At 72.3% G+C, this 14,456-nt stretch carries 7 protein-coding genes; 4 read left to right on the forward strand and 3 right to left on the reverse strand.

Going from position 1 to position 14,456, the window contains the following annotated elements; all coding sequences use genetic code 11:
* Positions 1 to 116 precede the first annotated feature (116 nt).
* The 3 genes from pulA (at position 117) to ACZ4Z2_RS13255 (ending at position 7,629) form a co-directional block, all read left to right on the forward strand.
* Positions 117 to 5,543: a pullulanase-type alpha-1,6-glucosidase gene (gene pulA / locus ACZ4Z2_RS13245; protein WP_468075322.1), complete on the forward strand. Its 5,427-nt coding sequence runs from the start codon at positions 117 to 119 to the stop codon at positions 5,541 to 5,543.
* Positions 5,544 to 5,609: 66 nt separating this feature from the next.
* Positions 5,610 to 7,226 carry a SpoIIE family protein phosphatase gene (locus ACZ4Z2_RS13250; RefSeq protein WP_468075324.1) on the forward strand — a complete coding sequence of 539 codons (1,617 nt, stop codon included), beginning with the start codon at positions 5,610 to 5,612 and terminating at the stop codon, positions 7,224 to 7,226.
* Between the two features lie 46 nt (positions 7,227 to 7,272).
* On the forward strand, positions 7,273 to 7,629 hold the full coding sequence (locus tag ACZ4Z2_RS13255) for a 5-carboxymethyl-2-hydroxymuconate Delta-isomerase (protein ID WP_468075326.1): 357 nt from the start codon (positions 7,273 to 7,275) through the stop codon (positions 7,627 to 7,629).
* Positions 7,630 to 7,650: 21 nt separating this feature from the next.
* Here ACZ4Z2_RS13255 and ACZ4Z2_RS13260 read toward each other — a convergent pair whose 3' ends face one another.
* From ACZ4Z2_RS13260 to ACZ4Z2_RS13270, 3 genes are all read right to left on the reverse strand, one after another.
* Positions 7,651 to 8,343: a TetR/AcrR family transcriptional regulator gene (locus ACZ4Z2_RS13260; RefSeq protein ID WP_468075328.1), complete on the reverse strand. Its 693-nt coding sequence runs from the start codon at positions 8,341 to 8,343 to the stop codon at positions 7,651 to 7,653.
* Between the two features lie 163 nt (positions 8,344 to 8,506).
* Positions 8,507 to 10,444: a hypothetical protein gene (locus tag ACZ4Z2_RS13265; RefSeq protein ID WP_468075330.1), complete on the reverse strand. Its 1,938-nt coding sequence runs from the start codon at positions 10,442 to 10,444 to the stop codon at positions 8,507 to 8,509.
* Between the two features lie 269 nt (positions 10,445 to 10,713).
* Complete coding sequence (locus ACZ4Z2_RS13270; RefSeq protein WP_468075332.1) at positions 10,714 to 13,842, reverse strand: alpha-N-acetylglucosaminidase; 3,129 nt, start codon at positions 13,840 to 13,842, stop codon at positions 10,714 to 10,716.
* A 118-nt stretch (positions 13,843 to 13,960) separates the two neighbouring features.
* Here ACZ4Z2_RS13270 and ACZ4Z2_RS13275 point away from each other — a divergent pair, with 118 nt between their 5' ends.
* The gene (locus ACZ4Z2_RS13275) at positions 13,961 to 14,431 is read left to right on the forward strand and encodes a hypothetical protein (RefSeq protein ID WP_468075334.1); all 471 of its coding nucleotides are present in this window, start codon (positions 13,961 to 13,963) and stop codon (positions 14,429 to 14,431) included.
* Positions 14,432 to 14,456 lie beyond the last annotated feature (25 nt).

Below are 14,456 nucleotides of genomic sequence, written 5' to 3' on the forward strand. Positions count from 1 at the left end.
CCTCTTGCTGAAAACCTTTCGGCGGCGATACGGTCGCGCGGGGTCGGACCCACCCAGAGGGTGCTGTGCGGGACTTTCACAGCGCCCGCAGAGCCGTCATCGCTAGGAGTCCCTCTGTGATACCGAGATGGCCGTCGCCGTCGAGGCGCCGTACCGCCCGTGCCCAACGGGCCGCCGTGGTCGGCGCGGTCACCGTGACCGCGCTGACCGCCGCGCTCGTCCAGCCGCTCGCGGCGGGGGCCGCGACACCGCCCCCGCCGCCGTCCGACGCGAAACTGGCCGCCGAGCCCGCCCGCCACGACCTGACCCGCGAGCAGTTCTACTTCGTCCTGCCGGATCGTTTCGCCAATGGAGACAGGGCGAACGACAAGGGCGGACTGACCGGCTCCCGGCTCGCCACCGGGTACGACCCCACCGACAAGGGCTTCTACCAGGGCGGCGACCTCAAGGGCCTCACCCAGCGGCTCGACTACATCAAGGGCCTCGGCACCACCGCCATCTGGCTCGCCCCCATCTTCAAGAACCAGCCCGTCCAGGGCACCGGCGAGAACGCTTCGGCCGGTTACCACGGCTACTGGATCACCGACTTCACCAAGGTCGACCCGCACTTCGGCACCAACAAGGACCTGGAGACCCTCATCTCCAAGGCCCACGCCAAGGGCATGAAGGTCTTCTTCGACGTCATCACCAACCACACGGCCGACGTCGTCGACTACAAGGAGAAGTCGTACGACTACCTCTCCAAGGGCGCCTTCCCCTACCTGACCAAGGACGGGAAGCCCTTCGACGACGCCGACTACGCGGACGGCGCCGAGGCGTTCCCGAAGGTCGACCGGGACTCCTTCCCCCGGACGCCCGTCGTCCCGGCCGCGAAGAAGAACCTCAAGGTCCCCGCCTGGCTCAACGACCCGACGATGTACCACAACCGGGGCGACTCCACCTGGGCCGGCGAGTCCGCCACCTACGGCGACTTCGTCGGACTCGACGACCTGTGGACCGAGCGTCCCGAGGTCGTCGAGGGCATGGAGAAGATCTACGAGAAGTGGGTCAGGGACTTCCGCATCGACGGCTTCCGCATCGACACCGTGAAGCACGTCAACACCGAGTTCTGGACCCAGTGGGCGACCGCGCTCGACGCGTACGCGGCGAGGAAGGGCCGCGACGACTTCTTCATGTTCGGCGAGGTCTACTCCGCCGACACCTCCGTGACCTCCCCGTACGTCACCCAGGGCCGCCTGGACTCCACGCTCGACTTCCCCTTCCAGGACGCGGCCCGTGCGTACGCCTCCCAGGGCGGCAGCGCCGAGAAGCTCGCCGCCGTGTTCGGCGACGACTACAAGTACACGACCGACAAGGCCAACGCGTACGAGCAGGTCACCTTCCTCGGCAACCACGACATGGGCCGGATCGGGACCTTCCTCAAGCAGGACGACCCGAAGGCCGACGACGCCGAACTGCTCGCCAAGGACCGGCTCGCCAACGAGCTGATGTTCCTCAGCCGCGGCAACCCGGTCGTCTACTACGGCGACGAGCAGGGCTTCACCGGCGCCGGCGGCGACAAGGACGCCCGCCAGACCCTCTTCGCCTCCAAGGTCGCCGACTACCTGGACGACGACCAGCTGGGCACCGACCGCACCCACGCCACGGACGCCTATGACACGAAGGCGCCGCTCTACCGGCAGATCAGCGCGCTCGCGGGGCTCCGCAAGGCCCACCCGGCCCTCGCCGACGGCGTCCAGACCGAGCGCCACGCCGACGACGGCCCGGGCGTCTACGCCTTCTCCCGCACCGACGCCCGCACCGGCGTCGAATACGTCGTCGCCTTCAACAACGCGGACGACGCCAGGTCGGCGACCTTCGCGACCGGTTCGGCGGGCATGACCTTCAAGGGGGTCTACGGGACGAAGGACCAGGTCAAGAGCGGCTCCGACCGCAAGGTCACCGTCACCGTCCCGGCCCGCTCCTCCGTCGTCCTCAAGGCCGCCGGCAAGCTCGGCAAGCCCGCCGCCAAGCCGTCCCTCACCCTCAAGGCCCCGGCCGCCGGAGCCACCGGCACGGTCGAGATCAGCGCCGATGTCGACGGCGGTCAGCTCAACCGGGTCGTCTTCGCCGCGCAGGTCGGCAACGGCAAGTGGAAGACGCTGGGCTCCGCCGACCACGCCCCCTACAAGGTCACCCACACCCTCGGCAAGGACGTCCCGGCCGGAACCGCCCTGCGGTACAAGGCCGTCGTGATCGACTCGGCCGGACGGACCGCGAGCGCCACGGCGACCTCCACCACCGGCACCCCGCCCGCCCCCGAGATCCCCACCGCCTCCTCCCGCGACTACGCGATCGTCCACTACAAGCGCGCCGACGGCGACTACACCGACTGGCGGCTGTACGCCTGGGGCGACATCGCCGACGGCGAGGGCACGACCTGGCCGGAGGGGCACGACTTCGTCGGACGGGACGCCTACGGCGCCTTCGCCTACGTCAAGCTGAAGCCCGGCGCCTCCAACGTCGGCTACCTGGTCATCGACAAGGACGGCACCAAGGACGTCTCCGCCGACCGCTCCATCGACGTCACCAGGACCGGTGAGATCTGGGTCGAGCAGGGCAAGGAGGCCGTCCGCACGGAGAAGCCGGTCGACGAGTACCCGGAGCAGGACAAGTCCAAGGCCGTCCTGCACTACCACCGCGCCGACGGCACGTACGACGGCTGGGGCCTGCACGTCTGGGCCGGCGCCGCCAACCCCACCGACTGGTCCAAGCCCTTGGAGCCGGTGCGGACCGACGCGTACGGCGCCGTCTTCGAGGTGCCGCTCGCCGAGGGCGCCACCAGCCTCAGCTACATCCTCCACAAGGGCGACGAGAAGGACCTCCCCGCCGACCAGTCCCTCGACCTCAAGGCCAACGGCCACGAGGTGTGGCTGCTGAGCGGCCAGGACAAGTACCTGCTCCCGCAGCCGGCCGGGTCCGCCGCCGCCCTCGACCTGACGACCTCCAAGGCGGTCTGGATCGACCGGAACACCCTCGCCTGGAACGGCAACGAGGCCGCCGCCTCCACCCAACTGCTGTACTCCCGCACCGGCTCGATCAAGGTGAAGGACGGTGCGCTCACCAGCACCGACGAGCGCTGGCTCCGCCTCACCAAGTCCTCCCTCTCCGACGCCCAGAAGGCGAGGTTCCCGCACCTGAAGGCGTACACCGCCTGGACCGTCGACCCCCGGGACCGCGACCGGGTCCGCGAGGCCCTGCGCGGCCAGCTCGTCGCCTCCCAGCGGGCCGCGAACGGCGCCGTGCTCGCGGCGACGGGCGTGCAGATCGCCGGGGTGCTCGACGACCTCTACGACGGATCGGACGCCGACCTCGGCCCGACGTTCCGCGACGGTCGTCCCACCCTCGCCGTCTGGGCCCCCACCGCCCAGCACGTCTCCCTCGACCTCGACGGCACGAAGGTGGCCATGAAACGGAACGGCGCCACCGGCGTCTGGTCCGTCACCGGCCCGAAGTCCTGGAAGGGCAAGCCCTACCGGTACACCGTCAAGGTGTGGGCGCCGAGCGTCGGGAAGGTCGTCACCAACAAGGTCACCGACCCCTACTCCGTCGCCCTCACCACCGACTCCGAGCGCAGCCTCGTCGTCGACCTCGCCGACCGGTCCCTCGCCCCGCGCGGCTGGACCTCGTACGACAAGCCCAAGGCCGTACCGCTGAAGGACGCGCAGATCCAGGAGCTGCACATCCGCGACTTCTCGATCGCCGACAAGACGGTCCCCGCCAAGGACCAGGGCACCTACCTCGCCTTCACCGACAAGGACAGCGCCGGCTCCCAGCACCTACGGCAGCTCGCGAAGGCCGGCACCTCGTACGTGCACCTGCTGCCCGCCTTCGACATCGCCACCATCCCCGAGAGGAAGACCGACCAGGCCACCCCCGACTGCGACCTCGGCTCCTACGCCGCCGACTCCGAGCAGCAGCAGGAGTGCGTGGCGAAGGCCGCCGCCAAGGACGCCTTCAACTGGGGCTACGACCCGTACCACTACACGGTCCCCGAGGGCTCGTACGCGACCGACCCGAACGGCACCCGGCGCACGGTCGAGTTCCGGAAGATGGTGAAGTCGCTCAACGACGACGGGCTGCGGGTCGTCATGGACGTGGTCTACAACCACACCACCGCCAGCGGTCAGGCCAAGACCAGCGTCCTCGACAAGGTCGTCCCCGGCTACTACCAGCGGCTCCTCGCCGACGGCTCCGTCGCGACCAGCACCTGCTGCGCGAACACCGCGCCCGAGAACACGATGATGGGCAAGCTCGTCGTCGACTCGATCGTCACCTGGGCCAAGGAGTACAAGGTCGACGGCTTCCGCTTCGACCTGATGGGCCACCACCCCAAGGCCAACATCCTCGCCGTCCGCAAGGCCCTCGACGCGCTGACCGCCGCCAAGGACGGCGTCGACGGCAAGAAGATCATCCTGTACGGCGAGGGCTGGAACTTCGGGGAGGTCGCCGACGACGCCCGCTTCACCCAGGCCACGCAGAAGAACATGGCCGGCACGGGCATCGCCACCTTCTCCGACCGCGCCCGCGACGCCGTCCGCGGCGGCGGCCCCTTCGACGAGGACCCCGGCGTCCAGGGCTTCGCCTCCGGCCTCTACACCGAACCCAACTCCTCCGCGAGCAACGGCACCCCGGCCGAGCAGAAGTCCCGGCTGCTGCACTACCAGGACCTCGTCAAGGTCGGCCTGAGCGGCAACCTCGCGAACTACCGGTTCACCGACACCGGCGGCAAGGAGGTCAAGGGCTCCGAGGTCGACTACAACGGCAGCCCCGCCGGCTACGCGGCAGCCCCCGGTGACGCCCTCGCCTACGTCGACGCCCACGACAACGAGTCGCTGTTCGACGCCCTGGCCTTCAAGCTGCCCAAGTCGACGAGCGCCACCGACCGGGCCCGTATGCAGGTCCTCGCCATGGCGACGGCCGCCCTCTCCCAGGGCCCGGCCCTCTCCCAGGCGGGCACCGACCTGCTGCGCTCCAAGTCCCTCGACCGCAACTCCTACGACAGCGGCGACTGGTTCAACGCGATCCACTGGGACTGCCGCGACGGAAACGGCTTCGGCCGCGGCCTGCCCCCGGCCGTCGACAACAAGTCCAAGTGGTCGTACGCCAAGCCCCTGCTGACGTCGGTCGCCGTCGGCTGCGACCAGATCGAGGGCGCCTCGGCGGCCTACCGGGACCTGCTGCGGATCCGCTCCACGGAGGGCGACTTCTCCCTCGACACGACCGGACAGGTCCAGTCGAAGCTCTCCTTCCCGCTGTCGGGCAAGGACGAGACCCCCGGCGTGATCACCATGGAGCTCGACGACCTCGTCGTCGTCTTCAACGCCACCCCCGAGAAGGCGAAGCAGACGGTGACGGACCTCGCCGGAACGGCCTACGCCCTGCACCCGGTGCAGGCGGCGGGCGCGGACTCTACCGTCAAGTCCGCCTCCTACGAGGCGGAATCCGGCACGTTCGCCGTTCCGGGGCGGACCGTGGCCGTATTCGCACGCTCGAACCGGTAGGACGCTAGCTTGAGGGGTGCAGGCGGAGAGGGCCTGCACCCCCGAGCCTCAGGGACGAGCAGCCGTATGAGTCTCCTGGCCGACGAAGGACGCACCACCGTCCTGGTGGTCGACGACGCGGCCGCCAGCCGTTACGCCATGGGCGCGGTGCTGCGCCGGGCCGGACACAGCGTGGTCCCGGTCGCCAGCGCCGGCGAGGCCCTCGCCGAACTCGACGTACGGCACCGCTCGGGCGCCCTGCCCGACGTGGCCCTCGTCGACGTCGGACTCCCCGACATGAGCGGCTTCGAACTCTGCCGGCGGCTCAAGGCACAGCCCCCGACGGCGGCCCTCCCCGTCGTCCACTTCTCCGCCGCCGCCGTCGCCCCCGGCGACCGCTGCCGGGGCCTGGACGCCGGCGGCGAGGCGTATCTGACGGTGCCCGCCGAACCCGAGGAGATCCAGGCCGTCGTCCGCGCCGCCGTACGGGGCGCCCGGATGCGCAACGGCGCCGAAGCCCTGGTCCGCCGGCTCACCCTGCTCTCCGAGACCATCGTCGACGTCCAGGCCGCCCGCACCCTGGGGGAACTGGCCGTGGCCGCCGCCGAGGGCGCCGCCCGGCTCACCCGGTCACCGGCCGCCGTGTTCGTGCTCGGCGAGGACGGCGAGCTCTACAGCGGCACCTCCCGCGCCCGGGCCCGCACCACCCTCCCCGACGCCAGTGCCCATGACGCCGTGGCCCGGCTCATCCGGCGCGTCACGGCCGCCGACCCCGGAGCACAGGACATGGTGGTCCCCGCCCCGCTGTGGCCCGCCGGGTTCTTCCGGCCCGGCGTCTGCGAGGACGCCCGCCTGGTGCTGGCCCGCACCGAGGGCGGAACCCCCGTGTGCGTCGCCCTGCCCCTGGGCGCCGCCCGCGGCAGGCCCTCCGACACCGCCGGCCTCGTCTCCCGGCTGGCCCAGGCGACCGCGCTCGCCGCGCAGCCGCTGCTCATGTACCAGGTCGAGCGGCATGTCGCCCTCACCCTCCAGCACAGCTTCCTGCCCAAGCAGGTCCCCGAGTTCCCCGGCCTGGAAGTGGTCGTCCGCTATGTGCCGGCGTCCCGCCAGACGGAGATCGGCGGCGACTTCTACGCGGCCGTCTCCACCCCCGGCGGCATCCTCACCGCCGTCGGCGACGTCGTCGGGCACTCCCTGGAGGCGGCCACCGTGATGGTGGAGATCCGGCACGCCCTGCGGGCCTTCGCGGTGGAGGAGGCCGACCCCGGAGCGCTGGCCACCCGGCTCGACCAGATGCTCCAGCACTACCACCCCGACGTCACCGCCACGGTCTGCCTCGCCCTGGTCGAGCCCCGCAGCGGACGCCTCCGCGTCGCCAACGCCGGTCACATCCCGCCGCTGCTCGTCCACGAGGCGGGCGACGCCGAGTACGTGAAGGCGTCCGGGCCGCTCCTCGGGCTCGGCCTCGACCGGCCCGAGCCGACGGAGACGACGCTCTGGCCCACGGACCGGCTCCTCATGGTCACCGACGGGCTCATCGAGACCCGCGGCATCGACCTGTCGGTGTCCATGGAGCATCTGCGGACCGCCGCGGCCGACGCCCCGCTCGGCACGGTCGCCCTCTGCGACACCCTGCTGCACTGCTTCGGGCGGGACCGGGAGGACGACATCGCGATGCTGGCGCTCCGCCTGCGGCTAGGGTGAGCTGATTTCTCACAGCCGCTGGAACACATTGCCGAGGAGCGCACCGATGCCGCAGATCACCGTGGACTACTCCGCCGTACTCTCCGAGGGATTCGACCGGCCCGCGTTCGCGAAGGCCCTGCACGAGGAGGTCGTACGGACCGCCGTCGCCAAGCCGGAAGCCTGCAAGACACAGTTCCGGCGCACCGAGGACACGACGGTCGGCCCCGACACCGACGGGCACGGCGTCGTGCACGTCACCCTGGGCCTGCTCGCCGGCCGGACCGACGAGACGAAGGCGACGCTGACGGAGAACGTGCTGGAACTGCTCCGCGAGCACGTCAAGGTGGCGGAGGGCCTGTCCTTCCACGCGTCGGCGGAGGTACGCGACCTCGACCCCTCCTACCGGAAGTTCGAGGTCTAGACGAGCCGGCCGGCCCGCCCGCTACGGCTGCGCCAGGGTGACCAGGCGCCCCATCAGGTCGCCGAAGGGGCCGCCCTCCGGCTCGCCGGCGATCACCTGGCGCAATATCGCCGCCATGGCCTCGTCCGACGCCGCGCTCACCGCCATGAGCGCGGCGAAGTCGTGCACGAGCTGGGTCTCCAGCTCCCGCCGGGGGATCTCCCGCCCGTCCAGCCAGATCAGGGCGGTGGATTCGGCCAGGGAGATCCAGGAGCGGATGAGCAGTTCGAGGCGCGCGGGCGGGTCCTCGATGTCCAGGTGCGACAGGATCTGGACGTACGCGGCCTGGCGAACACCGTCGATGAGGGCGTTCGTACGGGAGGAACCGACAGAGGGTCCGCCGCGCATCAGGGCGGAGAAACCGGGGCCGTGCTCGTCGACGAAGTCGAAGAAGCGGCCCATCACCCGCAGCAGACGGCCCCCGAGCGGGCCCTCGCGAGGCTCGACGAAACGGCCCGCCAGATCCTCCGAGGCGCGCTTCAACGCGGCCTCGTACAGGCTGAGTTTGCCGGGGAAGTAGTGGTAGACGAGCGGCCGGGAGATACCGGCCGCCGTCGCTATCTCGTCGATGGAGACCTCTTCGGGCGAGCGCCGGCTGAAGAGATCGAGGGCGACGCCGATCAGCTGCTGCCGCCGCTCCTCCACACCCATCCTGCGGCGCACACCGGTTCTCATGCGAACACCTTACCGATTGATTCCAGCCGTCGACCGGCTGGTTCGGTTGGACCGGTTGGACCAGTTGGACCGGTTGGACCGGTTGGACCGGTTGGTTCGGCTGGACCGTCCGTATCAGCTGTATCGGCTGGATCCGCTGATCACCCGTTCCGCGCGGGTCCGTTCACCGGGCGGACTGCTTAAGGCTGTCGATCGTGCGGCCGTTGGCCAGCGCGCCCTTCACCTCGGCCTTCACGTCCTGCTCGGCCGGTACGGCGAGCACATTGCCCGGCGCCGAGCCGCTCACCCCACCGGTCACCTCGACGGAGACCGTGTCCTTCCCGCCGGCGGCGAGGAGGTAGGAGTCGCCCGCCGCCGACTTCCAGGGGGCGGCGGCCAGCACATGGGGGTCGGCGGGGCCGCAGGCGGGCACCTCGTCGACGGCCGCGGTGACGAAGGCACCGCCGGGGGTGTCGAACTGGGCCAGCACCCGGCTGCCCGCGCCCCGCCAGGTCTCGGCACGCGTGCAGACCCAGTCGGCGGTGCCGCTGCCGTCGGGCAGCGGCTGCCGGGCGAACCGCCAGGCGTTCACGGCCCGTACGCCCTGCGACCGGACGGCCGCCAGCGAGCAGGCGAAGGGCGCCCACACCTCCGGCGCACGCGCCGCCTCCCGCGCCGGGCCCGACGACGGACGCCCCACGGTGAGGTGCGCGGGGACCACCTCGGACAGGTCGGTCAGCAGCCGTGTCCGCCCCGACGCCTCGGTCAGTTGCAGTACGTCCCAGGACTCGCACGTGCCGGTCCGCACCGCCGGGCTGGCGAACGGCCCCGTCACCCCGTCCTTCGACAGCGCGAGCGGCGCCACCTCGTCCGAGGACCGTGCCAGATCCCGCACGGCCGCCTTCCGCACCCAGGGAGCCGTCAGATAGCGGACGTTGCCGTCGGCCCGGCCCAGGAGCAGCGCGCCGGCGCCCCCTCCGGTCGCCCCGTCGACACGGGACAGGTCGAGGGCGGCGACCTCGGGGTTGTCGAGCGGCTCGGCGTAGCGGGCGACGCGCAGGCCGTCGTACAGCAGCACCACCCGCAGGTTGTCGACCTTGCCCGCGTACAGCAGCTGGGGCGGGCCGGGCGGCGGGCCCGCCTGGGTGCCGGGGGTCACCGAGGTCTGCACGGACTCGCCGGGCCGGGCCCAGACGGCCAGGGCGCGCCGCAGCAGGTCCTTGTCACCGGTGAGGTCGCCGCGCGCGGGCCAGCTCGCGAAACCGGTGCGCCCGGTCGCCTGCCAGGCCGTGGCCGCCGCCGTCGTCAACCGGCCCGGATCAAGGGCGGCCTCGGCGGCCGGGTTCAGGGAGTACGGGGGAGCCGCCGCGTCGTCCGGCCCCCACGCGTCACCGGGCAGACCGAGCAGCGCCCCGCACACCACCAGCGCTCCGGTGGCGGCCACCACGGCCCGCACATGGTGGCGGCGCCGCATGAGATCGGTGGGCCGGGCGTGCAGCGAACAGGGGTCGAACTCGGGGGAGGAGAGCAGGGCGTACCGCTCGGCCGGTACGGAGGACGCCTCGGCCAGCGCGTCCGCCGCGTCCTCGACACCCGCCTGCTCCAGCAGGGTCCGCACCGCCGGGTCGGGGAGCCCCTCCAGCCCGCGCAGCACATACGCGGCCCGCGCCGGCGCCGACAGGGCCGACAGCCGCTGGTCCAGGGCGAGTTCGTCGGCGCCGCCCGACCGGGGGAACAGCCGCAGCCCCCACACCCGGGGGAGCAGCGGCGGCAACTGGGACCGCCTGGGCCACGCCGCCCGGAACAGGGGCAGCCCCGCCTCCAGCGCGGAGCGCACGACCTGGAGGCGGACGTAGGCGTACCCGGGGTCGCGGTCCCGCCCCCTCGCCTGCGCCGGGATCAACGAGGCCGACCGGCGGCCCCTCGGCAGGGCCCGCTGCGTCAACGAGTGAGCCGTCAGCACCCGGCGGTTCCGGCCCAGGCCCGGCGGCAGCGTGAGGTACGCGAGCCGGACCAGACGGGGGTAGTGCTCGACGAGGGCGGCCTCCGCCCGGTCGACATCCACGACCGACTCTCGGCCGCGGGAACCTGTGGGGCGCGGGGCGACATCCTGTGACTGCACGTTCAGCAGAACGAGCGAATGTTGAGATGGTCACCTTGCCGCTCCGCTGGGGCGGGGCCGGGGCGCCTGGTCGGAAGGGATCGGGCCTTCGGCCCGGCCTTCATCGGAAAAGCAGGGGGCCGCAGGCCCCTGCTTTTCCAGGGGCGCGGGGAACTGCGCGACCAGCCCCCACCCACCCGCACGTGCCCAACCCGCCGACCGGCCCCCGGGGTCGAAGGGGCGGAGCCCCTGGGGATGGGACGGGTAGGGGCGGCGGGGGCGAGAAACCCTTACGTCAGCGACCACCCACTGAACTCGACCAGCCCCCGCGCCCCCGACCCCCCGTGCGCCGCGCTCATGAACATCCCCACGTCCTGGCCCCCAGCCGAGGCCCCCGGCACCCTCACCGCCCCGACGCCCCGCCACACACCCCCCTCATCGACCGAGAACTCCCCTTCGTACGCCCCCACCCCCGTCCGCACCACCCGCAACCACACCGGCGCCCGCACCCCCGTCACCCGCCGATACGTGTCGAGCGTCCCGTCCCCCGTGCTGTCGTACGACAGCACCACCCCGTTGCCCGGAGTGACCGCCAGGTTCAGGAACCCGCGGGCCCCGGCCGTACCGAGGGCGTCCCGCACCACGATCCCCGCCCGCGCCCAGTTGCCCGTCGCCGCCTGCGCGTCGACCCGGACGGTGACGGTGACGCCGTCCCGCAGCGCGCCGACCCGGTGGACCGTCCCGAACTCCGACGTGCCCCGCCAGAGGTCCGCCCCGCCCCCGTCGATCGCGAACCGCTCGCCCCACTGACCGAACACGGCCGCGTTGTTCGTGTACGTGGCCCACCCGGCGGCCAGCGGCCCCGCCTCGAAGAGCGTCCCGTCGAACCGTCCGCTCACCCGCTGCTCGCCGCGGGGCCCGTAGCGCGCGGTGACCGTGTACGGGAGGGGCCGCAGCGGCCGGTCCAGCGGCGTCCCCGGCGCGCTCACCCGCCAGCGGACGGTGCCCGACCCGGCGGCCGGCACGCCCGCCAGGGACGTCGGCCCCTCCGGCTTCGCCCCGCCCGCGAAGCCGCCGAGCGCGAAGTCGACCCGACCCGTCGCCCGCAGCCCGTTGACGTTGCGGAGTTTCGCCGACAGCCGCGCGCTTCCGCCGGGCCGCAGCACGGGCGGCTCGGCGGTGACGGTCACCGTCCCCTGGTACGGCGCCCGCGCCAGCACGTCCCGCACCCGCGCCGCCAGCCGGTACGCGTCGCCCACCGGCCGCAGCGGGTAGTCCTTCCGCTCCCGGGTCCACGGCTCCTCGAACGCGAACCAGTCCACGGGCGCCGGAGCGGTCCCGGTGGCGAGCGCGTCCTCCAGGGCGTCCAGCCACTTCTTCCAGCGCGGCAGGTAGAAGTCGGCCATCAGGCCGTTCCACTCCCGGTTGCCGTACTCGTGCAGATCCCCCGCGTCCGAGGTGGCGCGCCCGCCCCAGACGGTGATCAGCACCTTCGCGGTCCGTTCGAACTCCGCCCGCTCGGCGTCGTCCGTGGCGAGCAGCCGGGCGTCGTCGATCCACGGGCCCAGCAGGAAGGCGGAGTGCGCGCCGGTGACCTCGTCCGACAGCCGCATCAGCCGCTGCCACAGCGTGGACAGCGCCCGGAAGGCCGCCAGGTCCTTGCGCTGGTACGCGGCCCGTAGCTGTGGCAGGTACTGGCGGCTCCGGTGGGCGAGCGCCTGCCGGGCCACGTCCACCACGTCGTACCGGTAGGCGGCGCCGGCCCGCCGCCCCTTCGCGACGCCCAGCAGGCCGGTGAGGGCAGCGTCGAAACGGCCGGGGTCGTAGGTCAGTGTCCGCGGTGCGTACTCGGCGGCGCGGTCGGCGGCCAGGTCGGGGCGGGCGCAGAAGAGGGAGTCGTGGGGGTCGCTGCGCTCGGTGGCCCGGTGCTGGTAGGCGGTGTCGTGCAGGGCCCGCCACGCCGCGCGGGCGGAGGCGTCGCGGCCGCCGTAGCGGAGATCCGCGTACGAGGAGAACCAGGCGGCCCGGTCGATCCGCTTCGGTGTCCACGCCAGTTCGGAGAAGAGTTCGAAGGCGGCCGGGTCGCGGTCGGTGGCCTCCGGCATGAACGCCGTACCGGCGAGCGCGCTGTCCGCCTTGTCCCGCCAGGCGAAGAACTTGTCGTTCCAGATGTGGGCGCGCGCCCCGATCGTGGTCCGGCCCCCGAAGTTGGGGATCGTGCCGAAGCAGTACGGGGTGCCGCCCCAGTCGCGTTCCCGGTCGGTGACGTTCCCGTACCGGTCGGAGACGCCGTCGACGATCAGCATCCTCGACCTGTCGACGGCGTCGAGGAGTTCGGGCCGCGGGTTCTCCTGCCAGCCGAGGATCACCCAGGTGGCGCCGGGACGGGCCGTCCGGAGGGCGCGTTCGACGCCCTGGGCGGCGGCCGGGACGGGGACGTCGCCGGCGGTGCCGCCCTCGTGGAGGAGGTCCATCTTGAAGTGGTCCGCCTCCCCGTACACCTCCTGGAGGTGGCGGTAGAAGGCGGCGGCGACCCGGGCGAAGGCGTCGGTACGCGGGTCGAGCCAGTCGGGGCGTTCGAAGCCGTGCCAGACGCCCTGCGGGACGACGTGCGCGTCACCGCCGTTGCGTTCCACGAACCCCTTGGGCACATGCCCGTAGTAGCCGGGCAGCACGGGTGCCATGCCCAGCGCGCGCAGCCGGTCGGTGATACGGCGGCCCAGCGCGGCTCGGCGGGCGATCAGTTCGGGGGAGAGGGGCCCGCCGTACCCGGAGAGGTTCTGCAGCAGCCACCAGGGCTGGTGCGAGGGAGCGGGCAGCCAGGCGCGGGACTCCTCGTCCGTGTAGCCGAAGTCCTTCAGCAGCCGGTGGTAGACGGCCTCCATGCCCGCGGTGACCAGGACCTCGTTGCAGCCGTGCGCCGCCAGCAGATCGATCTGGTGCTCCCAGTACGCCCAGTCCGCGTACGGGGCGGTGTAGCCGTCGTTGGTGTCGTTCAGGGCGAAGCGGTGGGGGAGGGCCGTGGAGCGCTCCAGCGGCCGGGCGGGCGCGGGCAGGCGGTCGGGGAGGTTCAGTTGGCCGCCGTTCCAGGCGAGGTGGGCCCCGCAGACGTACTTGAGGTACCAGTGCACGCCCATGAGCAAGGTGGCCGGTGTGGTGGCCCGTACCTGGACGCGTCCCGTGGTGCCGGTGACCCGGAACCGGTCGACCGTGCCGTCCCGGTCGAGGAGACTGAGCCGGAACTGCCCGGCATGCCCGGGCAGCAGCCGATTGAGCGCCGAGCGCGCGGGAGCCGTATCGAAGACGGGGCCCCCGCCGGGGCTCTCCGCGGCGTGGGCCGGAGCAGACCATTCGAGGAAGGTTCCGAGGCCGAAGGCACCGGCCGAGCCCAGCACCGTGCGTCGCGACGGACTGTTCATGTCTGTGTGCCCCCTGTGTCGACAGTGGCGGCACGCTAACGGGGCGACCGTCCGTGAACAACGGTGCGCACGGAGCTGGCGCGTTCACGTCGCCGGAACGGACCGGAGGTACGGACGAATGAGTGTGACGAGGAAGAGGCTCGCGGGGAGCGCGATCGGCGCGGCTCTGGCCCTGCTGGCGCTGACCGGCTGCGGCTCGGGCGACGACGAGGGCGCGGCGGTTCCCAGGACGGCCACCGGGACCCTGGAGCACATCGCGGGCGAGGTGGGCTGCAAACCGGACATGCAGACCGACGCCGACACGATCCGCCAGGCCCTGTGCACCAACAAGGACGGCGACTTCGACGGCAAGTTCGTCCTCGCGACCTTCGCCACCGACCGCGGCCAGGCGGAATGGCTCGCCGGCGCCAAGGACTACGGCGGCTACTACCTCGTCGGCCGCAAGTGGGTCGCCGTCGGTGAGAAAAAGACGGTCGCCGGGCTCCAGGGCACCCTCGGCGGGGACGTGCAGGAGGGCTCGGCGCACATGAACCCCGGGGGCAGCCACAACGACAGCGGCACCCACACCGGCGGCGGCCACGACGGATAGCGGCGCCGCGCCGGTCGCCTTCGAC

Source organism: Streptomyces sp. NPDC030183, assembly GCF_055573455.1.